Raw genomic sequence first — 25,138 nt, 5'->3', positions numbered from 1 at the left:
TATGACTCTCCAAGCAAAACCCGTGAGCGCAGCACTTGAAATCATAGAGGCCGACCTTCCTGCCGGGACGGTGTTGCATCTCTGGTTGAAGGCGCGCGCGGCTGGCAGCGAGGCCAAGCTCTTCGTCACCGTTGACGGCAATGACATTGCCTCTCCGTCGACCCACCGCGTAGCGGAGTTCGAATTCTTCGCGGTCGCGCTGGAGGCAGGCGGGCACACGGTGCTCGCCTGTGACACCACCACCACGGCTGTTTCCGTCGCCTATGCCTTTCGTCCGCAGATGGTACTGGAGGAGGGGATTCGTGTGCTCTTCCATGATGCCCGCACGGCACCGCCGCAGCTGCCGGCCGGATATCACTTCCGGCCGCCCTTCGGTTGGATGAACGACCCGAACGGCTTTGGCCGATTTGCCGGCCGCGGTCATCTCTTCTACCAGCACTATCCGCACGGCCTGCGCTGGAACACCATGCACTGGGGCCATGCCGTCTCAAAGGATTTCATCCGCTGGACGCACCTGCCGATGTTCCTCTTCCCGGCAGACCACCTTTCCGAGACCGACGACGGCCGCGGCGGCGCCTTCTCCGGATCGGCCATCCCCATTTCCGGCTCAAAGGGGGAGGAGATCCGTGTCTTCTACACCGAGCATGTCCGTGACCGCGAGCCGGAAGAACAGATCCAGCTTTCCGCCCTCAGCCGCGACGGTATCGTCGCCGGTCCATCAGAGGTGGTCCTGCCAGTGCGTCCGGATGGCCTGAACCTCACCACCGATTTCCGCGACCCTTATGTGTTCAAGGGCCCGGACGGTCGCTGGAAGATGCTGCTCGGCAGCCGCGACAGGGCGGGCGGCGTCGTCCTGCTCTATGAGACGACAGACCCCGACGGTGCCGTCGGCTGGACGTTCCTTGACATCATTCATCGCGAGGACCGTTTCGGTATGACCGCGGCGGAATGCCCCTGCATGGTGCCGGTCGGCGGCAGGGCCGAAGACCCGGATACCCGCTGGGCGCTGATCTTCGGCTTGCTCACGAGCCGGGACCCCGCCACCGGACGCCGCAACCTCACCTCCGTCACTGTTGGCCGCTTCGATGGCCGTTCTTTCACGGCACAGTTCGAGCAGGAACTGGATTTCGGCTCTGACGCCTATGCCTTCCAGGCCTTCGTCGATGGTGACGAGCCGGTCGGCATTGCCTGGCTCGCCAACTGGACGGACTTTTCCAAGAAGGACGACTTTCCGACGGCCATGACCCTGCCGCGTCGTGTGCTTCTCGATGGGGAGGCTGTTCTGACGCCGCCTGTCGCAGCAGCCGAGAGCCTCCGCCACACGCTGCTCGATGAAACGGCGCTTGGCGCCGGCGAGACGGTTCCGCTCGGCAACGGCGCGGTCGAGATCGTGCTCTCGCTACCCAAGCCCGGTGCCGCGTTTGCGCTCACTTTCGATCATCCGGACGTCGAGCTCGGCGTGAAGCTTGATGGCGATGGTCTGGCGATCGTCTTCGATGCCGGTACTGGGAAAGCGCCTCCGCGCTATCTCGCCTCCGGCGCCAAGCCTTCGGAGTTGCGCATCTTCCTAGACGCCGGCTCGATCGAAGTTTTCGCCGACAATGGGCACTGGACCGGCACCAAGCGTATCCCCGGTTTTTCCGTGGCGCGTTCGGCAACGCTGACCGCTGCCGAGGTGAGCGCAAAAATCTGGCAACTCAAGCTTTGAGGGAGGAAGAAAAATGGCATCGGTAGCGATCGATCGCGTTCTGAAACAATTTGGCGCAGCCTCCGTCATCCACGGCGTTTCCGTGGATATCGAGGACGGTGAGTTCGTCACGCTCGTTGGACCCTCGGGATGCGGCAAGTCCACGCTTCTGCGCATGCTGGCCGGCCTGGAGGATATCAGCGGCGGTGAGATCCGTATCGACGGGCGCGTCGTCAACGAGGTGGCGCCAAAGGAACGGGACATAGCCATGGTGTTCCAGAGCTACGCGCTCTATCCACATATGACGGTCGCGGAGAACATGGGTTTCGCCTTGAAACTCCAGGGCCGCGACAAGGCGACGATCGACAAGCTCGTGAACGAGGCTGCCGGCATCCTTGCCCTCGAACCGTTGCTCGACCGTCTACCGAAGCAGCTGTCCGGCGGCCAGCGCCAGCGCGTCGCCATGGGGCGCGCTATTGTGCGTCACCCGAAGGTGTTTCTATTCGATGAGCCACTGTCGAACCTCGATGCGAAGCTGCGTGTAACCATGCGTAGCGAGATCAAGGACCTGCACCGACGGTTGGGGACGACCATCGTCTACGTCACGCACGATCAGATCGAGGCGATGACCATGGCCGACAAGATCGTCGTCATGCGCGCCGGCCGTATAGAGCAGATCGGCAAGCCGCTCGAGCTTTACGATCGCCCTGGCAATACCTTCGTTGCCACCTTCATCGGATCACCAGCGATGAACCTCTTTGAGGGCGCCATAAGCGACGGTGGCTTCCGTATCGAGGACGGGCTCTTTTTGCCGCTGCCGGCTCCTATCGGCCACAGCGCCACCCACACCTACGGCATCCGCCCGGAAGACCTCGACCTTGCCGAAACGGGAGTCCCGGCAACCGTGCTCACGGTCGAACCGACGGGAGCAGAAACGCATCTTTCGGTCCGGATCGGCACGCAGATGGCTGGGATCGTACTGCATCGCCGGGTGGACCTCGAACCCGATCAGCAGATCCACGTCGCTCCAAAGACGGACAAGATCCATCTGTTCGCCGCCGATGGCACGCGGATCAATTGACCCGCCGGGACCTTCAGCCACACCGCGTTTGTCCGTAGGCGCGGTTCTGGCCCAAAGCGTTCAATAGCGTGGGCGGCAGGCGAGAGAGCCTGCGGCAATCCGGCGGTACCCGTGTGGCTGCGGGCTCAGGTCACGTGCATGATCGAAGGGGGACTGCTTCAATGCAGGGAGGAGGGCGTTCGCGCGACCAGGTTGCGCCTTAGGATGGAACGTCGGCGTCTGAGATCGGGAACGACGATTCGATGGCCGCGCCAATGAAGGCTTTCCGCGAGAGTTGAAGCTCGTCTCCGCGCTCCAGGGCAGCATGGCAGCGATTTCTTGCCCGCTCGTAGAACCATCCGCCTTGCGGCATTTCGCTGAGATATTGCAGCGCGTCCTGTGGCCCGTTGATGTAGCGCTCGCCTTTCTCGCCAACCCTGACGGGGTGGTCCCAAATCATAGCTTGCATTTGCGTGACCTCCGGTTCGGCGCAGAACGCCTGGCCTGGAAATTTGTTCCTTGGTCATGCGGAGAGGATCGGCAGTTCGATCGCGACCGCTTCTGATCTCAATCCTGGCATGCACCGATGTTTGAGGCATTCTGGAAGCTCGAGCATTTTCCGGCACAACCTTGCGGGGTGGCGATCAAAATGGCACCTTGCGCCTTGAGGAAAATGACGATGGCCGATACGCAAGCACATTATCGCCTCTACGGCGTTCCGGGCTGGGGCTCCGTTCTTGTCGAAGCGGTGCTGGTGCGCGCGCGGCTGCCCTATACGCTGGAGGACGTCACGGGGTTCGATAAGCCCGGATCGGCCCGGGACCGCCTTCTCGCCGTCAACCCGCTCGCACAGGTGCCGGTGCTCATACTTCCCGATGGCACGGTGATGACGGAGAGCGCGGCCATACTACTTCATCTTGCGGAGACCTATCCGCAAGCCGGACTTGCACCGCCGGTAGGCGACCCCCTTCGCCCTGTCTTTCTCCGTCGTCTGATCTGGCTCGTGACTGCCCTGTATGGGACCTTCACCTACGCCGACTACCCGGAACGCTGGGCTCCGAGCATGCCTGACGAGTTGCGGCGCCGAGTGCTCGAACGCCGCATGGACTTGTGGCGACAGTGGGAGAACGAGATTGCACCTGCGCCATGGGCCCTAGGAGAGCCGTTCTCGGCGCTTGACATCTGGATTGCGGCGATGACGCGCTGGCGACCGGGACGTGACTGGCTGGCGGCAAATTGCCCAAAGCTGCTCAGTATAGCGCTGCGTGTCGACGCGGATCCCGACTTGCGCGAACTATGGGCGCGCAACTTCGACACGATTTAAGCCAGCGAGCGCGTTGAAGGGGTGCCCCCAGGGCCTTCGGTCCTCAACATTGATACGGCGCCACCGGCTCCCAGACGGTCTCGGTGACGATGTCCGCGCGCGATACTTCCCTGTCGCAAGGCGTGTCGGTCACGCGCTGAGTAGGCGCCGATGTCGGCGGTAACCGTCTTCAGGACATGGTCGAGGCTGCCTCGACCGACCAGCACCAGACAGGCAAGGGAATAGCCCCGGATCGCTCGCTCGAACTTGTGATCGATCTCCGGTTTGCCGAGATAGGTCTCGAGGATGCCCGGCAAAGAACGACCTCTTGCAAAGAAACCGACCGCGCGGTATGTTTATCGCATCCGGTTAAAAAAGGGGCAGGCCATGAACTCCGCCGTCTTCGCCTATGCGGCTTTGGGGCTCGCAATCATCTTGGAGGTTGCAGGATCTGTATTCTTGCAGAAGTCCGTGCAGTTCACGCGCCTGTGGCCGACAGTTGCGATGGTGGCGCTCTATGCCGGGTCGTTCTACTCCCTGACCCACGCGATCAAGGCGATCCCGCTGAGCATTGCTTACGCCATCTGGGGTGGGGCCGGCATCATCCTGACGGCGACGGTCAGCTATGTGATATTCAGGCAGGCTCTCGATTTCGCGGCGATCGTCGGCATTGCCTTGATCGTCTCTGGCGTCTTCGTGATCAACCTATTCTCGCAGACGACGGTGCACTAGGCGATGAGCTACAATCGAAAGAAGCAGCCGGAACAGGTGCAACGTGCCTTGCTCGAATGCGCTGCGAAGATCGCTGCGGATCAGGGAATTTCCGGCGTCACGGTGCAGGCCGTCGCCGATAGTGCCGGGGTCACGAAGGGAGGGCTGTTCCACCATTTCCCGTCGAAACAGGCGTTGCTGGACGGCATGGTCGACGCGCTACTTGAGAAACTCGACGCGGAAATAGATTCATCCATCGCGAAGGATCCGGTCCCTTACGGAAGCTTCACACGCGCCTATGTGCAATCTGTGTTTGTCGGAAACGCATTTGGCTTCGAAACTCCATGGTCGACCCTGTTCGTGGCGGTGATAAGCGATTCGGTGCTGCGCTGCCGATGGGCTGAATGGTTCGGCGAAAGATTAGAGCGGCACAGAGCCACGGATGACGACCTAACACTTCATGTGGTCCGGCTGGCGGCCGACGGCGCATGGCTCTCCTACGTGACGGCCGATTCAAAGGTCGGCGGGCTCGAGCTCGACGGGTTGAGGGAGCACTTGCTGTCGCTGACCGCCAAGCCCCGCTGATCTCACGGGAGTTCTGGGATCAGATCGAAGCCGCAAGATCCACAGTTTTGACGTCAGTCCGCTGTCCGTCTCGATGCCTCGGCGGCTCCCAAACCGTGCAGGCGGGCCGTCCGCGTCCAGGATGGAGCGACGGCTTCGCCCAGGTAAAGCTTGCTTTGAGCGGATGGTCTTCAGACCCAGCCGGAAGGCGGCATAGGCTGCCCCTGCGCACGATGACGCTTGTGATTTGGTGCTTGTTTACCCGGCACCTTGGGAAACATTTGGGAGCCAAATGCCCTCGGCTCCACGCCATCCGGCAGCCGGGATGTCGCATCTTTGATCGAACTTGCCGACGGGAGCCTGGCGCTCGCAATTCTCCGTGGTTCTAAATTTGTGGCCCGTAATCTGCCCGGTACTCGTTTCCGCATGGGCAACGGCACATGTGGAGAGGGTCAGCGCCGTTAAGGCGCACAGGGTACTCTTCCGCATATTGCACTCCTCCAATATTTTAGAAGTCCCTGATTCTACATCAGGTAGAGGAGGCTGGTCTTTAATCATTCCGAAGTAGCGCGGAGGGATCATGCACGCGGCCGGCGCAATCCAGGGAATCGATGGAGAAGTCGTCTCCGATCTTCAGAGACAACGATCTTTTCGGGACATCCTGACGAAGTGGATCATACCGATCACAGGCCAAAGCGAAGACTGCTGCAATAGGTGCAATCTCGGGCTCTTGAAGCCTCCTGAGAGATATTGGCGTCCGATCCAGGCTGGGAAGGTATCAGGCCATCTCGACCTGAGTATCCTTCGCCTCCTGCGCATTCGATGGAGCCGAAGGCTCCCATTGCAGATGGGAAGCGTTGAGCCTGCGCGCCACGATATCGTGGTTGAGCCACTGGACGGGACCGGACGGTTCTGAAGAGGCGCCGAAAATCAGCTGCCCCGTCGCCTCCACCACCAGAGCACTCAGGTGGTCGCTGATCATCACCTTGCTGTCGCGATGCATCTGTGTGATCTCGTTGGACGTGCCGATGGTCAGGTCAGACTGTGCCTGACTGTTGGCCATGGGCCAGGCCGAGAAGTCGTAAAAGGGACGCATGACCTCGTTGGCCTGCATGTCGGTAATCTTCTGGAACACATCCTTCATCGTGAAGCCGTCTGCCAGAAGCTGCTGGCAGGCCTGCCACTGGTACTCTGCCCACTGGCCGCCGTTCTCCTTCTGCAACGCAAGCAGCAGCGGTATCAGCGGGAGCTCGATGCCCGTGAAGACGTCGGACGAATTGGTCCGGATCTCGGGGCAGTTGTAGACGGTCGCCTTGATACCCGCCGCCCAGGCTTCCTGCGCGATGCCTTCGAGCCGCATCTTGGCGTAGCCTTGCGTGTAGTTGGTATAGGTCTGCCAACGGTAGCTCCCATCAATCAGGACTGCCGTTCCGTGGTAGCCGTAGGCCGTATAGCGGACCTGGCCGCCCGATGCCTCGATGCGCTCCCGGATCGCCGTGCTGAAGTCGATGAGATGGCGGAAGGTGATCGCGGAAACTTCGTCGAAATTCTGAAGGATGAGCTTGCCCATGTCGCTGTCGAGCAGGGCTTGCGACGACATGTGGCGGGCACCGCGACCCTTGTAGATTCGATTGGCGATGACCAGGAAGACCTTCGCTTTCGGGATGCCGCCTGCCATCGTATGGGCAAAAAAGACGTTGCGGCCGTCGGCAATCATTCCGTCGAGGACGGCCATGACCTGTTTGAGCGAATTCGTGAACCGGGCAGTTGCGAGCTCCCGGCACTGCTTGATGTAGTCCCAGTCGAGCCTGTCGTCTTGCCAGCTCTCCAGCGTCATGTCCGCGAGAAGGTCGGTCGGGGTTGGGCCGCCGGCCGGAGCGTCAAGGTCGAAGCCGGCCATCAGGGGGATGTTGATGATCTTGCCCCCCAGCCGCTCTTCGGCGGCGGAAAGTTCCTCGGCGTTAAGAGGGCGCAGCACATTGTTCTCGTCGCGCCGTCCGACCGTGATCCCCACGATCTCCATTCCAACCCGCCGGGCTTCGTCGAGCAGGCCAGTCGCGTATCCGCGACCGAACAGTTCGCCGAAGAGGACGAAAACATCTCCTTTGCGAAAGACATTGTTTTCGGCAAGGCGGTTCAATGCGATCGGGTTTTCCATGCGGTCAGCTCTTCGGTCCGTTGGTTGTCGAGCGGTGGCTCAGACGAACTTTGATCGTCACATGACCACAATAGCCCGCAATAGGAAGTCATTTTAAATGACCGTTCATTTCAAAACGTGAAGTCGCGGAAGAGCTTCCCGGTATCTGACGCCAACTCGGCCGAGATTTGCCTCGGCGCTGCATCCGATGTAGAGGCTCTCACCAGCCGCTCCGGTTGGAGCCGTCCGCATGACCATGGGTCATGGCGCAATTCGATACGATGCAGGGAAAAAATGAGCGATCAGAACGACGACTATGTGTATGACGAGGCAACAGGCGAGTGGCGACCCGCCTCCGAAATCGCTGCAGAAAAGGCAAAGGCTGCCGAGGTGCGCGACGCATCGGGCAACGTTCTCGCAGACGGCGACTCCGTCGTCCTGATCAAGGACCTGAAGGTCAAGGGCGCCGGCCAGACGCTCAAGCAGGGAACGGTCATCAAGTCGATCCGGCTCACGGACAACCCGGAAGAGGTCGACTGCCGCCACGATACGATCAAGGGTCTTGTGCTACGTACCGAGTTCGTCCGCAAGCGCTGAGCGTTGGCTTTTCGGCGTTTTGCTGTCCCGTGACCGCGGCGCCGTTTTGCTGCCAACCGGCCGGTTCCTTCCGGTAGATTCCGAATGTCGGCGCTCATCCGGCAAGCGCCGCGACACGGTCGTTTGGATTGGCGCTCTGGACATCGACCGGTGGGAAGTGGTTCGCACTCCCGAACTGCATGCACGGACCGCAGGGGCGGATCGTCGCCAGTGCCCAGGTCCTATCTTGGCGTAGCGACGGTTCCAATCTCGCCAAGCCTGCCGTGAAGCCTTGCAATGTCTTCGCGCCGGAAGGGGACCATGTCCCTGTCGACGTGCTCCTGATAGGTTCGGGCATATTCGTGGCCCGAATAGACGGCGGCAGCGATGAGACCGGGTGCCAGGCAGTCGCCCAGCCGGACAACGGTCTTGATGCCAGCATCGGCCCATTCCGATTCGCGCGCTTTCAGCTCATGCCACAAGGTTTCATCGGGTAGCCGTGCGGTGACCGGAACGAGTGTACCGCAGTCGATCTGTCGCGTCTTTCCGCTGTAGATGCAGGCAAGCTCCAGGCGGTCCTTCGTGCGGCCGGAAAGTCCCATGGTCGGCATGATGTCCACGCCAAGCTCGATGAGACGCCTTTGCACACTTCCCTGTTCGAGCGTGTTTTTGCTCCACGGTGACACCTGAGATTCGGGCGTCACGAAGGTTACGGTTCGGCCAGCCCTGGCCAGCAGCTCAGCAAGCACACTGCCCATGTAGAAGCAATCGTCATCGAAGATTACGACCGGACCATCGACGGACACGGCCGCGGCGCGATCGACAAGAAGGGCATCGGGCGAAAGGAGAGCGCCCTGCGAAAGGAAGTCGAGGGGTTGCCGGTGCGTGCGGCCGACGCCGTCGCATCGCCAGCGCGCGCCGGTGGCAATCGCGACGTGAGGCATGCCGTATTGCAGAACGTCGTCGGCGCTCAACGGGCTGTGCAGATAGAGTTGGGCATTCACCTGCGTGCTTAGCTGACTGACGCGCCAGTCGCGCACACGGCCCCAGGTCGCAAGTCCAGGCAGGCGACATTCGCGCGCGACCCGACCACCCCATTCTCCGCTTCCTTCCGCGAGTACGACGTCGACGCCGCGCTGAGCAAGAGCCCGCGCCGCTTCGAGGCCGGCCGGGCCACCACCGATAATGAGCGCCGGCTCGGGCGCCTGTGACGGCGCTATGATTTCCGGATGCCAGCCCTTGCGCCACTCTTCGCCGATCGTCGGATTCTGCGTGCAGCGCATCGGCACGTTGGTATTGTCGCCGGACGCGCAGATATTGCAGCCGATGCATTCGCGGATATCGTCGACGCGTCCCTCCTCGATCTTCTTCGGCAGGTAAGGATCGGCGATCGACGGCCGTGCCGCGCCGATGAAGTCGAGAATGCCCTGGCGGATCACCCGCACCATGCTGTCCGGCGAGGTATAGCGCCCGACGCCGACCACCGGCTTGGTCGTGACGGACTTTACGAAACGGGTATAGGGCTCCTGGTAACCTTCCTCGGAGAAGCGCGCCGTTTGGCTGTCGTTGGACCAGTCGGAAAGGTTGACGTCCCAGAGGTCGGGAAGATCGGCGAGCGCCGAGATGATGTCCTTGCCTTCTCCTTCACTGGTGATGCCGGAGGGGCCCATCAATTCGTCGACTGCGAGGCGCACGGCGAGCGCACAGGTATCGCCGACCGCTTCGCGCGTATCCTCCATGATCTCCCGGAACAGCCGCAGCCGGTTTTCGAAGGAGCCGCCATACTCGTCACTGCGCTGGTTATGGCGGCGCGACAGAAAGTGCTGCAGCACGCTCATGTCATGACCGGCATAGACATAGATGATGTCGAAACCGGCTCTCTTGGCACGCAATGCGGCGTTGCGATACCAGCGGCGCATGTCTGCAATATCGGTCTTATCCATGGCGCGCGCCTGGACGGGGTCGAGGCTGTCGGTGATGGCGTGCGACGGGGCAAGCGGGATCATCCGGCTGAAACGGTTGGCGACATGCAAACCGTTATGGACGAGCTGGATGGCCGCCAGGCTGCCGTGGTGATGGATGCGCTCGGCGACTGCGGAGAGTGCGGGCAGGTCGCCCTCGTCCCAAAGACGCGCTTCGTTGGCCGGCGTCAGGTCGGAGGTTGGATGGATTTCCGCCTCCTGGGTAGAGACGACTGCCCAGCCACCCTCGGCCTTCATACCGCGCAGTTGCGCCTCCGCGTTCGGATACCGGTAGCCCATGCCGGAACAGTGCGGCACCTGGTAGAAGCGGTTGCGCGCCGTGACGGGGCCGATCTTGACGGGTTCAAAGAGAATGTCGAAGCGGGGGTCTCGGGACATCGTCACTACCATGAGTAAGAATTTGTTTTCGGCGGCCAGCCGCAAAGCGTGGCGAGCCCAGATTAACCGGGCGCGGCCGCCTCGCAAGATCATTGCTATACAATTGTATAGTTTCATCAATGGCAAATTGTTTTGATGTCATTTCGCTTCGTCATGATCCCGGCACAGGCGGCGTGGCTCTTCATTTGTAGCCGGGAAAGCACGCAACCTGTCTCGCGGGCGAGGGAGCTGTCGCAATCGTTCAAGTCTGCCTGCGGCAGCAGGAAACCGCACTCCGATGTCGAATTTCGGTTGCGATGTCGGACTTAATGGCGCGTTTGCGCGCGCATGCGTCGAACACTCGCTGCCGCATATGATCCACCCGGTTGCCAAAAAACCATAATTGTTTCACCTAGATTGGCATCGACACTCGGCATTTAAGAATTGGGTCAACGCTGAATGCGCATATCACACGTCTTCCTTGGTGCATTTCTTGCACTCGTGCAGTCCGCCTATGCCGAAGTTGCCCCTCCGCCCGTTTTGGAGCCGGTTAAGCAACAGGCACAAGCTGCCCAGCTGAGTGCGAAATTTCTTACGCGTTTCAGCTACAAGCCGGTTGCGCTCGACGACGCCTTGTCGGCCACGATCATGGATCGGTTCATCAAGTCACTCGATCCGGACCGCGTGCTCTTCCTGCAAGCGGACATCGACAGGTTCATGTCTAAGCGCAGCGAGATCGACGACGCTATCAAGCAGAAAGATCTGTCGATCCCGTTTGAGATCTTCAACGCCTATGAGAAGCGCGTTGTCGACCGCATGAGCTACGCGCGCGACTTGCTTAAGCAGAACTTCGATTTCAGCGCGCAGGAGAGCTATTCCGTGATGCGCGACACCGCGCCTTGGCCGCAATCGGAAGCCGAGAGCAATGAGCTTTGGCGCAAACGCGTAAAAAGCGACTGGTTGCGGTTGAAACTGGGCGGCAAGAACGATGCGGCTATTCGCGAGACGCTCGCCAAACGATACACAAACGCTCTCGATCGTGCCTACAAGTATAAGAGCGATGACGTCTTCCAGTCGTTCATGAACGCCTACACGACGTCGGTCGACCCGCACACGGACTACTTCGGCGCCGCCGCTTCGGCCGATTTCAATATCGCAATGAAGCTTTCGCTGGTCGGTATCGGAGCGGTTCTGCAGGAACGCGACGATTACACGACCATCCGTGAGCTCGTGCCTGGGGGGCCGGCGCAATTGTCCGGCAAGCTTGCGGTCGGAGACCGCATTACCGGCGTTGGCCAGGGCAGGGATGGGCCCATAAAAGAAGTGGTGGGCACGCGCCTTGATGAAGTCGTGCAAATGATACGCGGGAAAAAAGGATCCGTCGTGCGCTTGGACATCCTGCCGGCGGATGCCGGAGCAGATGCCACACATCGCGTGGTGACCCTGGTGCGTGACAAAATCAGCCTCGAAAAGCAGGCGGCCCAGAAGCGGGTGCTGCCTGTGAAAGTGGGGGAAACCACGCGCAAGATCGGGGTGATCACCCTGCCGGCATTCTACGAGGATTTTGAGGCCCGGCACAAAGGAGACAAGAACTTTAGAAGCGCAAGCCGCGATGTCGGAAAGCTTCTCGACGAACTGAAGCAAGAAAAAGTCGACAGCGTTCTTATCGACGTGCGCAACAATGGCGGCGGCTCACTGGACGAGGCGATCGAATTGACCGGCCTGTTCATCGGCAAGGGGCCGGTCGTGCAGCAGCGCGGCAGCGACGGAAAGGTCGCGGTAACAAGTGCGGACTTTCCGGCGCCCGTCTGGACCGGCCCTGTGGGTGTTCTGATCAACCGCGGGTCGGCGTCGGCTTCGGAGATTTTTGCCGCGGCCATCCAGGATTACGGTCGAGGCGTGATCATAGGCGAACCCAGTTTCGGCAAGGGCACCGTTCAAACTGTCGTGGACCTCGACCAGTTGGTTCGCAACAGCAAACCCGAATTCGGCCAGCTGAAAGTGACGATTGCCCAGTTTTTCCGGATCGACGGCGGTACGACGCAGTTGCGCGGTGTGACGCCTGACATCAATTTGCCGGGACTTTCTGATCCGGCACGCTTTGGCGAGACTAGCTACGACAATGCTTTGCCATGGGCGCAGATCAAGCCCGCGAAATATGCGCCGGCAGACAGTGTAGCGACGCTGCTTCCGAAACTGCAAAGCCGCCATGATGCGCGGGTTGAGAGCAATCCGGACTTCCAACGTCTGTTGAAAGACATTGCGGACATGAAAGCGCAACGCGACAAAGGGACTATCTCCCTCAACGAAGCCGAACGCCGTAAAGAAATGACCGCGCGAGAAAATCGGTTCAAGTCTCGAGCGCAAGCGAGCGATGGCGACGATGCTGGCGAAGACGATGGCCTCAATGCAAACGAGCGCAGCCTGAGTGCTGAGCTTGCCATTGAGAATGCCCGCAAGAACGCAAAGGATGTCTTGCTGGACGAGGCTGCCGCCATTCTTGCCGATGAGGCGGACTTGCAGGAAGGAGGGCTGAAGGCGGCCACCAAACGATCGGGAAATGCAAACGGGAAATAGTCAGACCCGGCCCGCGCCAAAACAATGCTCGGCTTGCGACCCTGTCTTCGCTTTTCGTCGCAGCCTGGAGAATTTCAAGGCGGCGAGATGTGCGCCGCCTTCGCGAAATCGGCGGGTGTCTTCGGCGCGAACGATTGTCAATAGCGGGGGGAGGGAGCGGCCGCCCCGCCATAAACGCGGTTCAGGCTTCTTTTTGCAAGCGGCTGCGGGCGAAACATACCAATCCCGCTTGCGGCGATCCAATCTCGCGCCATGGCAGCCGCCTTTTGCGTCCAGGTGAAGGTGCAGTCCCCCCGGCTGGCGTTCCCGGGTGCCATCCAGGCGAGAGGACGGCGCAAAATTCGTGCGTCCCAATGGAACTTTCGCCATCAATTCCGATTTGGCAACTATATCACGGATGGAGCGAATCAATGGCGTGCTCCCGGTTTCGACAATGCGTCGACGCATGCTTCGGCCGCCTTTCAGCCTGTCACTCGATCTGGCTTCGAGCGTGCAATCAGCATGAACCTTCGTGTCAAGAGATCTCGCGGATGCGCGAAAGGCCGTCGCCAGCGTAGGAAAGATGGTTATCGATGTCGGTAAGGCCGTCAGAGGCGCGCGATGCCTGGCGATCGTAATGGTCTGCGCCTGCTGCGCCACCTGCACGATCACACAAGCCCCGGACGGCTACCACATCAGAGGATATTCCGAGAAGGTTTACGGCGTGGAGGTGAGCCAACGAGCTCCCCACAGCAAGCACATTCGCAAGAGCGGTGGTCGCTACACTGTCGGCAAGCCCTATCGGATGAAAGGCGCGCACTATTTTCCGAAGGAAGATCCCATCTACGACAAGAATGGAGTCGCCTCCTGGTACGGCTCGGCCTTTCGTGGGCGCTTGACCGCAAACGGCGAGGTTTATAACCCGAGTCACCTTTCTGCGGCGCACCCGACCCTTCCCTTGCCCAGCTACGTGCGGGTGACGAATCTCGACAACGGTTCTTCGCTCATCCTGCGCGTCAACGATCGCGGCCCGTTTCGTCAGGGCCGCATCATCGACGTTTCCAGGAGGGCGGCGGAGATGCTGGACCTGAAACACCGTGGCACCGCCCGGGTTCGGGTGCAGTATATGGGCCGCGCCCGCTTGGACGGACATGATGCGCCCTACCTCATGGCCTCCTACGTCAGGAAACGCGATCACCTCCCCGACATTCGTCGACACCTCCCGAACGCAACCGATGTGATGGTTGCTTCGATGAGGTCTGCGGGCGACCATTTGCAGAGGCATAGCCGGTCGCTCTGGTCTGCAAAGACAGACGTCGTATCTGCGTTCCAGACATCCGCGCAATTCGCGATGTTCGCCGAGATCGGCCGCGTGACCTTTGAGCGCCCGGCGAGCGGCGCTGCAAGGGTTGGCGATGTGGTGACGTTTGATGTCAAATATTGCCTGGACGAGGACGGGAGCAGCCACGCTGTGCGCGACAAGTGCGGGGTTCCCCCGCTGCCGGCGGGCAATCGCAACGGGCGCCCGGTCGGCGTGATTTCCAGAAAGCACCCGCTGAGCGGCTTCCGCTGGCCAGGGAAGCCGTCATGGTCACGAAGCGCAGCGCGTCTTTCCAGGCTCTCAAAAGGACGAGGTGCATGTGGACGGGTTCGGCATATACGGCCTGCCCGGCGACGTGCCCGGGCTCACCCGTACAAGGCTCGCAGGCAAAAAACTCTGCGAATTGTGGCGAAAACTAGACGGAATTTCTAAAGCCTTGCACAACCAAAGTGCTCGCTCCCTCGCGCGACAACACGCGCGCCGATAGGTTCTCAGGGAAAACAACACCGGAGAATTGCATGAAACGCCTCCTCATTCTCGGCGCTACCCTTGCCGCGCACTTCGTGACACCCGCGCTGGCCGAGGAGCCTACGAAGCTCCTCAATGCCTCCTACGACGTTTCGCGAGAGCTTTTCGTCGCCGAGAACGAGGCGTTCATCAAGCAGCATCCGGGCGTGACGATCGACCAGTCGCACGCCGGCACCTCGAAGCAGGCCCGCTCGATCCTCGAAGGTCTCGAGGCCGACGTCGTGACCTTCAACCAGACCACCGACATCGAGTTCCTGGCCAAGAACGGGTTCGTGGCCAAGGACTGGGCCAAGGCTTTCCCGAACAATGCCTCGCCCTTCTATTCTTTCCCGTCGTTCCTGGTGCGCGCCGGCAATCCGAAGAATATCAAGGACTGGAGCGATCTGGCGCGCGACGACGTCCACGCCGTCTTCCCCAATCCGAAAACTTCCGGCAACGCCCGCTACACCTATCTCGCCGCTTACGCTTGGGCCAAGGAAGCTTACGAAGGCGACGAAGCGAAGATCGAGGCCTATATCACCAAGATCTTCGACAACGTTCCGGTCTTCGACACCGGCGGCCGCGCCTCCACGACGACCTTTGTCGAACGCGAGACCGGCGATGTCTTGATCACGTTTGAGGCCGAGACCCGTAGCATCGTCAAGCAGTACGGCGCCGACAAGGTCGAGAGCGTCATCCCATCGGTTAGCCTGCTCGCCGAATTTCCCGTCGCCGTCGTCGAAAAGGTCGCCGAGAAGCACGGCACGGAAGCCCTGTCCAAGACCTATCTTGATTTCCTCTACACCGAAGAAGGCCAGCGCATCGCCGCTGAATTTGGCCACCGCGTCCGCAACGAGAAGGTGGCCGGCGCGTTCAAGGATCAATTTCCGGCGATCCGCCTGGTGAACGTCGACGATGTCTTCGGCGGATGGGGCAAGATCCAGACCGAGCACTTCGCCTCCGGCGGCGTTCTGGACAAGCTCTACGGTAGCCGCTAGGCGCCATCCGATTTCGCTTTCAGCCAGCCCGGCGGACGAACCGTTTGCCGGGTTTCATCATGACAAGGAAATGACCATTTGAGACGCAATGTCCTGCCCGGATTACGCCTGTCGCTGGGTGTGACGCTGCTCTATGTGAGCTTGATCGTCGTCCTGCCGCTGGCAGCACTCGTGTTCAAGGCAGCAAGCCTTGGCCCTACCGATTACTGGCAGATCGTCTCGTCGTCGCGGGCTGTCGCGAGCTATCGCGTCACAGTGTTCACCGCACTTGCCGCGACCGTCTTCAATCTCTTTTTTGGCCTGGCGCTCGCCTGGGCCCTGGTGCGCTATCGCTTTCCGGGAAGGCGTATCGTTGACGCGATGGTCGATCTGCCGTTTGCATTGCCCACCGCAGTCGCCGGCATTTCGCTGACGGCTCTTTTCACGACGAACGGCTTTTTCGGTTCGATCCTCAGCAACTTCGGCGTCAAGGTTGCCTACACTCCGCTCGGCATCATGATCGCCATGTGCTTCACATCGCTGCCCTTCATCGTGCGAACGGTGCAGCCGGTCCTGGAAGATCTCGACCCGTCGCTGGAAGAGGCGGCCCAGTCGCTTGGCGGCTCGGATTGGGCGATCTTCCGCAAGGTCATTCTACCGCTCCTTACGCCTGCGCTTCTGGCGGGCGTGTCGCTCTCCTTCGCCCGTTGCCTCGGCGAATTCGGCGCGATCATCTTCATCGCCGGCAATCAGCCGATGTCTACCGAAATTACCGCCCTGCTGATCTTCATTCGGCTGGAGGAATACGACTATCAGGCCGCTGCCGCGATCGCCTCCGTCCTGTTGTTCGCAGCCTTCTTGATGCTCGGCATCACGAATTGGCTGCAGGCAAGAGCGCTGCGCTACACGCTGAGGACCTGACCGTGAGAAAAAGAACCGGCCGCACCCCGCCCCGCGTCGGCGACGGACCATTCTTCCGTCGTATGCTGATCGGCATCGTCCTTATCGTCGGTGCCTTCCTCATCCTCGCACCCCTCTTGATTATTGGCGTCGAAGCCTTTGCCAAAGGCTGGCAGGTTTATCGCGACACGATCCTTCATCCCGACACCCGGCACGCGATCATGCTGACCGTGCTCGCCGCGCTCGTTGCAGTTCCGGTCAATACCGCCTTCGGTATCGCCGCGGCCTGGGCCATCACCAAATTCGACTTCCGCGGCAAAGCCTTCCTGCTGGTCGTCATCGAAATCCCGTTCTCGGTCTCGCCGATCGTTGCGGGTGTCGCCTACCTCTTCGTCTATGGACTGCAAGGCCTATTCGGCCCGACGCTCGACGCGTACGGTATCAAGATCCTTTTCGCCATCCCCGGCATCATCCTGGCCTCGATGTTCGTCACAGCGCCGTTCGTCGCTCGTGAACTTATTCCGCTCATGCAGGCCCAGGGCAGGGATCTCGAAGAGGCCGCGACTTCGCTCGGGGCATCCGGCTGGCGCACCTTTTTCTCCGTTACGCTGCCAAACATCAAATGGGCGCTGCTTTATGGCGTCGTCCTTTGCAATGCTCGTGTCATGGGCGAGTTCGGCGCGGTGTCGGTCGTTTCGGGCAATATCCGCGGCCAAACCAACACGCTGCCGCTCCATATCGAGCTGCTTTACCACGACTACCAGGCAGCCGGCGCCTTCGCGTCCGCGTCCATTCTGGCGCTTATCGCCGTCTTTACCATCATTGCCAAGGTGGCGCTGGAGCGCCGCGGCGCGGGCCGTGTCCGTCCGCCAGTCAATCCTGCGGAGAAAACTTCATGAAGATCCGCCTTGATCACGTCGTCAAGATTTTCGAAACCTTTCGCGCCGTCAAGGACGTCTCCCTGGAGGTCGAGAGCGGCGAACTCGTCGCGCTGCTCGGGCCCTCCGGTTCCGGCAAGACGACCATCCTGCGCATGGTGGCAGGTCTCGAATTCGCCGATAGCGGCCACATCTATTTCGGCGATCAGGATGCGACCGACATCCCGGTGCGCGACCGCGGCGTGGGCTTCGTGTTCCAGCATTATGCGCTTTTCCCGCATATGACCGTTGCGGAAAACATCGCCTTCGGCATGGACGTGTCGAAGGTGAAACGCGAGAAGGCCGCGATCCATGCGCGTGTGACGGAACTCTTGCGGCTGGTACGCCTCGAAGGGCTGGGTGACCGGTTTCCGGCGCAGATCTCCGGAGGACAGCGTCAACGTGTTGCGCTTGCCCGTGCGCTCGCGGTCGATCCAAAAGTGCTTCTCCTCGATGAACCTTTTGGCGCGCTTGACGCCAACGTCCGACGCGAGCTTCGCCGTTGGCTGCGCGAGATCCACACCACGCTCGGCATCACGACGCTTTTCGTCACCCATGACCAGGAAGAGGCTCTCGACCTCGCCGATCGCGTCGTGATCTTGAAGGATGGCCACATCGTCCAACAGGGAACGCCGGAGGCGGTCTGCCGCGACCCCAAGTCGGCATTTGTCATGAAGTTCCTGGGCGATGCCAACATGCTCACCGCCGACGTGCGCGACGGCAAGGCCTATGCCGATGGCGCGGTGATCGACGCAACGGGTTTGGCAGATGGCAAGGCCGAACTCTACGCCCGTCCCGGCGATCTTGACTGGGCGCCGAAAGGGGCGGGCATCGCGGCCACGATCAGTCGGGTCATGGACCGGCCGGGCGGTCGCCGGGTGATTGCGACCACTCGCGACGGCGTGCATCTGGAACTCGACCTGGAACCGGAACGCGCCGTGACATCCGGCGACAATGGTTTCGTCACGCTGCGCCGTGCCAAGGTATTTGCCGCGTAGACGGAGCGATCCATGGTCTGATGGTTCATTGCGCCGCCGGTGCGCATGGAGATCCCGTTCCGGCTACTGATCGCGGTTGGCTATCGCGGCCGAGACCCTCGATAGAAGCAAGGCACGGTCATCCGTATCGACGGCTGCCATTGACCTCTTTGCCGACGATCTCGCGAATAATGGTCAGGGTTTCCCTGGCGGCTTTCTTCGGATCCAGGGCCGTATCCGCGACATTGCTTACGAGCCTCGTGATGTCGTGGTCGATATTCTTCTCTGCCCATCGCTTGCCCTTTGCGACCGTAATATAGACGGAGTAGGCGTGATGCGTGGTGCCGGGGCGTTCGCCGATAATGTGGAGGATTCCTCTTAGGCTGTCGGGGTCAGCCTTCGCGTAAAGCATCTCGCCGATGCGGTAGCCGGCCCGAACTCTTCCGCTTGTGACAACGATGTTCTTGTCCCCCACCGAGACACCCGCGTCCGAGAGAAGCCTGCGCATTTCTTCGAGGAAGGGGGCGAGGTGTCCCTCATCCATAATGGCCTTGGCGTTCAGTCCGTCTGAGATGACGATCTGGCCCTTCGGTATGTCATTGCCCCAGAGATCCCGTATTTTCTCAATCTCCGCGGCTGTTTCCGCGCTGATCGTTTCGCCCGTGCTCGGGTGGGCTATGTAATCGTTGCGGTCTCTGGAGAGCGTGCGCACCTGCACGACGTTGGGCACGGCAGCGATGAATTCGGGCGTCAGTTCAGCCCAAAGGGATTGCTTGGCGTCATCGTAGAGGCTCTTCACCTTGGCTGCGAGCGCCGGGTTGAGATCCCAGATTTCCGCTCCGTGACCCGTTGCAAGGTCGACACCTCGCTCTTCGACCTCCCGCATCTTCTCACGGCCCTCGGCATAGACGGCGTCCTTGGTTCTTCCGTCACCTTTGGCGAGTCGGTACTGATAGTAGACCCAGAGAGGATCACCGTAGTTCGCCGTGTATTTGCCATCCTCGCCAATGATCCCAATACGCTTGTAGAATTCCCACATCGCATCGTTGACCTTGAAACCGAACTTTTCTCTGACCCGCACGTGGTCCTGGAACGATGTGGTGAGATAACTCAACATCGGGTCGTTCTTGGTCGGCAGCGCAATTAAATAGGCGGGGTTGGCTGGAAGGACCTGGTCCTGACACCAATCCAGGTCTTCGAGACTGACTGTCATATGCAAGGTCGTGCAGATATCGAGCCCGATGGTGAGCCCATGGAGCTTGCCCATGACCATATCTTCGAGGCAACATCTGACGAGCTGCTCGCGAGTTTTGAAGACCTCCGGACCTATGAAACCCGCGACATCGTTGACGTGAAGCCATGGGCCTCTGGGCTGAACTTTTGCGAGTTCGAGTCCCACCGCCCTGCTGAACCCGTATTTGCGGGCCTCAAGAACCATCATATCGACGCCGTTTGCGACGCCGTTGGTGAATTCCGAGCCTTGCCCGGTTTCGAAGTAGAGGCCGTATCGTTCGCCAGCCTTGGCGCGCGCATACCTCAGGATCTTGTCGTTCGTAATATCGAAGATCTTGTTGCAATCGTCCGTTCCCGCAAGGCTTTGGAACATGGTTGAAACCGTTCCTGGGAAATCCTCGCCGACCTCGCCCTGAACGTCGATGTGCGCGAGCACACACCAGGGGATTACGTCACCGAGCGCAAACGTATCGACGATGTCCTTGAGCGCTCGCTCGACGGTGACGACGCTGTCCACCGTGCTGTCCACCGGATTGGTGCCGATGACGATATCGCCGGTCGCATAGGAAAACGCATCAAACACCTGCCAGACAATGTCTTCGGGGTGGTCTGTGGGGGAATTCGGTTGAATCCGGGCGCCCATATACCCTTTCGCACCCAACTTTGTGCCGGGCATCGGATTGAAAATCTTGTTGCTGACGGAGATGAGCTCCTCATTGCTCATCAGTTTCGGGACGCATCCGATGGTATCGCTGGTCAGCCCAATCATAACAGCTTTGATGTTTTCTTCCGGTTCGTTCAGAAGAAACTCTTTCAGTCGTCCCATCGTCCAGTCTTTGACCTTTTCGAATTGAGCTTGGTCGGTGGTCTGCCAGATCAGGTGCTGCAAGTTGTCCTCAAACAATGGATGCCCGTAGAGGTCCCCGATTTTGGTGTTTGTCAGCAGAGCGCGTGCGTTGCGCCGCGTCGCGTCGTCTTCGGCGCCCACGCCAATCGTTTGGTCCCCCTCCTTGAACTCGTTGGCAGCGCCGATCACCTGCTGGTAGGCCTTTTGATCAAAGCCGCCTTTGATCCTGTTGAGGTAGGTAAAGACATCCTCGTCGCGCCTGATGTCCTCAATCCGGATCGCCTTTTCGCCAGGCGGCGCTGCCGCGGCTCTGTGGCCGGAGGTCGCGAGCGCGGCAGCGGCAGTTCCGGCAATGATCAGGAGGTCTCTTCTGTATACTCCGGATGGTCCGGCATGCTGATGAGAGAACGGGCCCTTCGTCATGGCCACTTCCTTTCTGCAAAAGGTCGGTACCGCGTTGGATTGAACGTTGCAGCGGATCTGTAACCTGCCGCTAATGTCGTGAATTGCACTGAGCGAATCCCTGCCCGGGGTCGGCTTCCGCCCAGTTCTGGATCTGTCGACAAGAGCTCCGACATGGTCAGCCGACAATCAGGAGGATTTGATGGTTACGCCCGTCGTCCGCGAGCGGGACGCTGAGGTCGTGGAGTTCCTCGTCATCCATCATGAGCGTTCGTCGGTGCCCCCGTTTCCTGCTGATCTTGATGCAATAGGTCGCCGATCCAAATCGGAAGTCGACCTCAAAGCCCGGCCAATTGGTCGGCATGCAGGGCTCGATAAAGAGCTGCCCGCCTTGCCGGCGGATGCCGAGGATCGCTTCGAGACCGACGCGGTAGAGCCAGCCGGCCGATCCGGTGTACCAGGTCCATCCACCGCGGCCTGTATGGGGGGCTGCACCGTAGATATCAGCGCTCACGACATAGGGTTCGACCACGTAGCGCTCTGAGTCTTCGGCGGAGAGAGCATGATTGATAGGGTTAAGCATGCTCCAGAGATCAAACGCTCTGTCTCCATCCCCCAACAGTGCGGTTGCCAGTACAACCCATGCGGCCGCATGGGTATATTGACCACCGTTCTCCCGAATTCCCGGAACATAGCCCTTGATGTAGCCCGGCTGCAGAGCTCCTTTGTCGAACGGTGGATCAAATAGGCGGATCAACTTGTCTTCTGGACGAACCAATCGTTCCCAGACCGCCTGCATCGCCTTTGAAGCACGTTCTGCGTCGGCAGAACCCGATATGACGGCCCACGCCTGAGGTATGGCGTCGATCTGACATTCATCGTTCACCGAGGAGCCAAGTGGCGTTCCGTCGTCGAAGTACGCACGGCGGTACCAGGAGCCGTCCCAGGTGTGTGTCTCCAGTGAAACGCGCAGCGCCTCGGCGCGGTCTTCGCACCATGCGCCCCGTTCATTGTCTCCCCTGGCCGTTGCCAACGTGGCGAACGACTTCAGGACCGTCAGGAAGTACCACCCGTTCCAGACGCTTTCGCCCAGGCCTTCCGCGCCCACCTTATTCATGCCGTCGTTCCAGTCGCCTGTCCCCATCAGCGGGAGGCCATGACGACCGGTGCGAAGACCGCGTTCAAGGGCGCGGCAGCAATGTTCATAAAGCGTTGCCGTCTCGGAAGAGATCTCGGGCACGCCGAAGGTCTCCTCCTGCTCGTCCGTAAGGACCGGCGACGAGATGAAAGGCACGCGCTCGCTTAGAAGTGCATAGTCTCCTGTTACCGACACATAGTTTTGGACGACATAGGGGAGAAAATAGAGGTCGTCGGTGATGCGGGTCCGAACACCAACGCCTGTCGGCGGGTGCCACCAGTGTTGAACGTCGCCTTCCGTGAACTGGCGCGCCGCGGCGCGCAGGATGTGCGCACGCGCCTCTTGGGGCGCACAGTGAACCAACGCCAAGACATCCTGCAACTGGTCTCGAAAACCATACGCCCCCCCAGATTGATAAAACCCGGTCCGCGCCCAAACACGGCATACCAGTACCTGGTAAAGCAGCCACCGGTTCATCATGAGGTCAAAGGCTTTATCTGGCGTGCGAACCGTGATCGCACTCAGGGTCTGGTCCCATTGCCGGGTGGCGGCTTCCAGAGAACGCCGTGCGCCGTTCGGCTCGGCATATTCCCGAACGAGCCTGCGGACGTCGTCGCGACTGGTTGCTTGCCCGAGCACGAACACAAGCTCGACGCTCTGGCCAGGCAAGACCGACATCTCGACTGTTAGCGCAGCGCACGGGTCGCGCAAGGCGTTGGTGGATCCGCTCAGCTCGGAGCCGTTCAGCCCCAGGGGCTTTATGACGGAGCCGTTGCGCCCCAGGAACTCGCTGCGATCGCAGGTGAATGATCGTGGGGGTATGCTTGATGCAACGAATGCCAGTCGTCCCGCGAATGGACCTTGCCAGATGTGTCTGGCGATGATCGCGTGTGTCTTGGTGTCATGTTCGCAGGCGATCCGCGCCGAAGCGTCCTCACGCAAGGTTCCGAGCACCCACTCAAGGAAGTAGGTTGCGCTAACCGCGCGCGCTTCGGTTCCCTCATTGCGAATGACAAGCTGGATGATCTTGAGCGGGGCAGAGACGGGAACATGCACCGTCATTTCGTGGTGAAGAGTCCTGCTGGCGCCTTCATAGCGCGTATAGCCCTGCCCATGGCTAATAGTGGTGGACCACGATTGTCCGAGCGGCAGAGGGGTCGGCGTCCAGATCTCTCCGGTGCGATCATCACGCAGATAGACGACCTCGCCCGGAGGGTCTGAAACCGGATCGTTCGACCATGGGGTAAGCCTGTTCAGTTGGCTATTGGCCGCCCAGGTATATCCAAGGCCGCTTTCGCTCGTCATGCAGCCGAATTCGGGGTTGGCGATAACGTTGCACCACGGCGCCGGTGTCACGCGCTGCGCGGCGATCACATATTCACGGCCCTCTTGAGTGAAGCCCCCATGTCCGTTCCAAAAAAGAAGGCCCGTTGGAGTTTCGCCTGGCTGTCCTCGTTGGCGGCGGGAGGTTGTTTCGGGCCGCAACGCAGAGAGTGGAACGCTTGTCCTCGGCGCGATCTGAGCGCCAAGCGACCCAAGGCTAGAAGCAAGGACGACACGCGCGGCGGCAACGATCGTCGCAATCGCGGTGCTGGGAAGTTTGGCGCCACAAAGGGCGTGAATTCCACCCGGTTTATCGAGGAGTTCTTCGTGCTGGCTTTCTGCGACCTGTTCGCGCAATCGTGCAGTCTCATCTGCACCACTCTCATCGAGCAGAAGAAGGTCGAAGGCGAGGCCATGCCCGGTCAGGAATGTATGCGCATCAAGGGCATCCCGGAGAAGCGAATTTCTGCCTTTTTGGTCGAGCCGCAGCAGCAGGATTGGAAGTTCGCCGCTGACCCCGTTCGACCACAACACGCCGATCTCCAGGGGCGGCTCACCATGGACGCCGCCATTCCGAAGGTCAGGATTCGAACGGGCCAAGGCTCCTGCGAGTTGATAGTAGTCGGCCACCTTGTCGGCCGTAAACATGAAGGTGGCGGCCGCATTGGTGTAGCTTTCCATCGCGAGCGACAGTGCCCGACCTGCCGCCGCGATGTCAGAAAACCGCCTCGCAATCGCCAGTGCAGCATTTTCTCCCTCAGACGCACCCGTCACGAAAGCGAGTTGCGCAGTCTCGGAGGGTTCCAAAACCACAACCCTGCGCAAGCTGAAGATCGGATCAAGGACAGGGCCCGTCGTCGCTGAAAGGCTTTGGCCGGTCTCAAGGGCGCCGGGGTTCGATGGCGTTCCCCCTCGGCCAAGAAATCGGTAGCGATCTGTCTCGTACTCGACCGAAGGACCGCCGCTTTGGCTTGACGCCGAAACGTGCACCGCAAAGCTCGGCTTGTCCAAGGCACTGCGCGGCCGTCGCCTTGCGAACAGCGCAGTCGTTTCCGGGTCAAACCAGGTTTCGACAAAAAGCTTGGCGAACGCGGGATGCGCACTGTCGCCGCGGCGACCGTTCAGGCAGACTTCGCAGTAGCTCGTTACAGCAAGTTTCCTTGTCGCAGTTCCCCTGTTGACGAACTGAAGCAAGCGCACTTCGGCATCGCAATCGACCGCGACGCATATCTGCGAGCTGATTTCGATATCGTTGACCGCACACAGAAACTCTGCGCGGTCGCCATGAAAGGCACGCTCGTATTTTGCGTCCGGCCGCCGGATCGGCTGCCCGGCGACCGACCAGACATCATCGCTGTCGAGATCCCGGATGTAGAAGAACTGGCCCCAGCAATCGCGCGTAACATCCTCTCGCCAACGCGTGACATCGAGGCCGCGCCAGCTTGCGTATCCTGACCCATTCTCTGTGAGGAGCACATGATAGCTACCGTTCGAAAGCAGGGCGGTTTCGGCAGCCGAGCCCGTTCGATGCGGGGAAGCCAGATTTTCAGTTTTTTCAATCGACCGGGCCATCGCGGGATCCCTCAAATCGACAGCAGCTTGCTTCAAGTCAGAGGTCGGTCCATTGATGTTGTTCGGGTAAGGCCATCTGAGCCTCCCGTGC

The 25,138-nt window shown here is 60.4% G+C and carries 18 protein-coding genes; 12 read left to right on the top strand and 6 right to left on the bottom strand.

Annotated elements, in window-relative coordinates; translation table 11 throughout:
* Nucleotide 1 precedes the first annotated feature (1 nt).
* Together ACQ5BM_RS09515 and ACQ5BM_RS09510 are read left to right on the top strand one after the other, a co-directional pair.
* The gene (locus ACQ5BM_RS09515) at nt 2–1,708 is read left to right on the top strand and encodes a glycoside hydrolase family 32 protein (protein WP_429810375.1); all 1,707 of its coding nucleotides are present in this window, start codon (nt 2–4) and stop codon (nt 1,706–1,708) included.
* 13 nt (nt 1,709–1,721) lie between these two features.
* Nucleotides 1,722–2,768, top strand: coding sequence for an ABC transporter ATP-binding protein (locus ACQ5BM_RS09510; RefSeq protein ID WP_429810374.1), 1,047 nt, complete (start codon nt 1,722–1,724; stop codon nt 2,766–2,768).
* Between the two features lie 199 nt (nt 2,769–2,967).
* On the opposite strand, the gene ACQ5BM_RS09505 is transcribed toward ACQ5BM_RS09510, so the two are convergent.
* Nucleotides 2,968–3,216 (bottom strand): DUF982 domain-containing protein, encoded by a 249-nt coding sequence (locus tag ACQ5BM_RS09505; RefSeq protein ID WP_429810372.1) that lies wholly within the window; start codon nt 3,214–3,216, stop codon nt 2,968–2,970.
* A 210-nt stretch (nt 3,217–3,426) separates the two neighbouring features.
* Between ACQ5BM_RS09505 and ACQ5BM_RS09500 the strand changes: the two genes are divergently transcribed.
* The 3 genes from ACQ5BM_RS09500 (at nt 3,427) to ACQ5BM_RS09490 (ending at nt 5,346) form a co-directional block, all read left to right on the top strand.
* Nucleotides 3,427–4,071: a glutathione S-transferase family protein gene (locus tag ACQ5BM_RS09500; protein WP_429810370.1), complete on the top strand. Its 645-nt coding sequence runs from the start codon at nt 3,427–3,429 to the stop codon at nt 4,069–4,071.
* Between the two features lie 366 nt (nt 4,072–4,437).
* Nucleotides 4,438–4,782 (top strand): DMT family transporter, encoded by a 345-nt coding sequence (locus tag ACQ5BM_RS09495; RefSeq protein ID WP_429810368.1) that lies wholly within the window; start codon nt 4,438–4,440, stop codon nt 4,780–4,782.
* Between the two features lie 3 nt (nt 4,783–4,785).
* Nucleotides 4,786–5,346 carry a TetR/AcrR family transcriptional regulator gene (locus ACQ5BM_RS09490; RefSeq protein ID WP_429810366.1) on the top strand — a complete coding sequence of 187 codons (561 nt, stop codon included), beginning with the start codon at nt 4,786–4,788 and terminating at the stop codon, nt 5,344–5,346.
* A gap of 757 nt (nt 5,347–6,103) precedes the next feature.
* On the opposite strand, the gene ACQ5BM_RS09485 is transcribed toward ACQ5BM_RS09490, so the two are convergent.
* The gene (locus tag ACQ5BM_RS09485; RefSeq protein ID WP_429810364.1) at nt 6,104–7,483 is read right to left on the bottom strand and encodes an enoyl ACP reductase FabMG family protein; all 1,380 of its coding nucleotides are present in this window, start codon (nt 7,481–7,483) and stop codon (nt 6,104–6,106) included.
* A 273-nt stretch (nt 7,484–7,756) separates the two neighbouring features.
* On the opposite strand from ACQ5BM_RS09485, the gene ACQ5BM_RS09480 reads away from it, so the two are divergent.
* Nucleotides 7,757–8,059: an alkylphosphonate utilization protein gene (locus ACQ5BM_RS09480; RefSeq protein WP_173515036.1), complete on the top strand. Its 303-nt coding sequence runs from the start codon at nt 7,757–7,759 to the stop codon at nt 8,057–8,059.
* Between the two features lie 221 nt (nt 8,060–8,280).
* Here ACQ5BM_RS09480 and ACQ5BM_RS09475 read toward each other — a convergent pair whose 3' ends face one another.
* Complete coding sequence (locus tag ACQ5BM_RS09475) at nt 8,281–10,398, bottom strand: NAD(P)-binding protein (protein ID WP_429810362.1); 2,118 nt, start codon at nt 10,396–10,398, stop codon at nt 8,281–8,283.
* A gap of 438 nt (nt 10,399–10,836) precedes the next feature.
* Between ACQ5BM_RS09475 and ACQ5BM_RS09470 the strand changes: the two genes are divergently transcribed.
* A complete protein-coding gene (locus ACQ5BM_RS09470; protein WP_429810360.1) occupies nt 10,837–12,954 on the top strand; it encodes a carboxy terminal-processing peptidase in 2,118 nt (705 codons plus the stop codon).
* On the opposite strand, the gene ACQ5BM_RS09465 is transcribed toward ACQ5BM_RS09470, so the two are convergent.
* Nucleotides 12,955–13,401 (bottom strand): hypothetical protein, encoded by a 447-nt coding sequence (locus ACQ5BM_RS09465; RefSeq protein WP_429810358.1) that lies wholly within the window; start codon nt 13,399–13,401, stop codon nt 12,955–12,957. It abuts the gene before it with no gap.
* A 115-nt stretch (nt 13,402–13,516) separates the two neighbouring features.
* On the opposite strand from ACQ5BM_RS09465, the gene ACQ5BM_RS09460 reads away from it, so the two are divergent.
* The 5 genes from ACQ5BM_RS09460 to ACQ5BM_RS09440 all read left to right on the top strand — a co-directional run bounded on the left by ACQ5BM_RS09460 (nt 13,517) and on the right by ACQ5BM_RS09440 (nt 18,553).
* Entirely contained in the window at nt 13,517–14,686 is a 1,170-nt protein-coding gene (locus ACQ5BM_RS09460; RefSeq protein WP_429810356.1) for a septal ring lytic transglycosylase RlpA family protein, read from the top strand.
* An 86-nt stretch (nt 14,687–14,772) separates the two neighbouring features.
* Nucleotides 14,773–15,759, top strand: a complete 987-nt coding sequence (gene cysP / locus ACQ5BM_RS09455; RefSeq protein ID WP_429810354.1) for a thiosulfate ABC transporter substrate-binding protein CysP — start codon at nt 14,773–14,775, stop codon at nt 15,757–15,759.
* Between the two features lie 78 nt (nt 15,760–15,837).
* Nucleotides 15,838–16,659, top strand: a complete 822-nt coding sequence (gene cysT, locus ACQ5BM_RS09450; RefSeq protein WP_429810353.1) for a sulfate ABC transporter permease subunit CysT — start codon at nt 15,838–15,840, stop codon at nt 16,657–16,659.
* Nucleotides 16,660–16,721: 62 nt separating this feature from the next.
* Nucleotides 16,722–17,537: a sulfate ABC transporter permease subunit CysW gene (cysW, locus tag ACQ5BM_RS09445; RefSeq protein ID WP_429810528.1), complete on the top strand. Its 816-nt coding sequence runs from the start codon at nt 16,722–16,724 to the stop codon at nt 17,535–17,537.
* On the top strand, nt 17,534–18,553 hold the full coding sequence (locus tag ACQ5BM_RS09440; RefSeq protein WP_429810351.1) for a sulfate/molybdate ABC transporter ATP-binding protein: 1,020 nt from the start codon (nt 17,534–17,536) through the stop codon (nt 18,551–18,553). Before cysW ends, ACQ5BM_RS09440 begins: the two co-directional genes overlap by 4 nt.
* A gap of 118 nt (nt 18,554–18,671) precedes the next feature.
* On the opposite strand, the gene ACQ5BM_RS09435 is transcribed toward ACQ5BM_RS09440, so the two are convergent.
* Complete coding sequence (locus tag ACQ5BM_RS09435) at nt 18,672–21,035, bottom strand: ethanolamine ammonia-lyase (RefSeq protein WP_429810349.1); 2,364 nt, start codon at nt 21,033–21,035, stop codon at nt 18,672–18,674.
* Nucleotides 21,036–21,192: 157 nt separating this feature from the next.
* Nucleotides 21,193–25,047, bottom strand: coding sequence for a GH36-type glycosyl hydrolase domain-containing protein (locus ACQ5BM_RS09430; protein ID WP_429810348.1), 3,855 nt, complete (start codon nt 25,045–25,047; stop codon nt 21,193–21,195).
* Nucleotides 25,048–25,138 lie beyond the last annotated feature (91 nt).

This window comes from Ensifer sp. B1-9, assembly GCF_050474445.1.
Classification (GTDB): Bacteria; Pseudomonadota; Alphaproteobacteria; order Rhizobiales; family Rhizobiaceae; genus Ensifer.
Note: the sequence above shows the minus strand (reverse complement) of the source record. Positions and strands in the feature narration are given on the sequence as shown.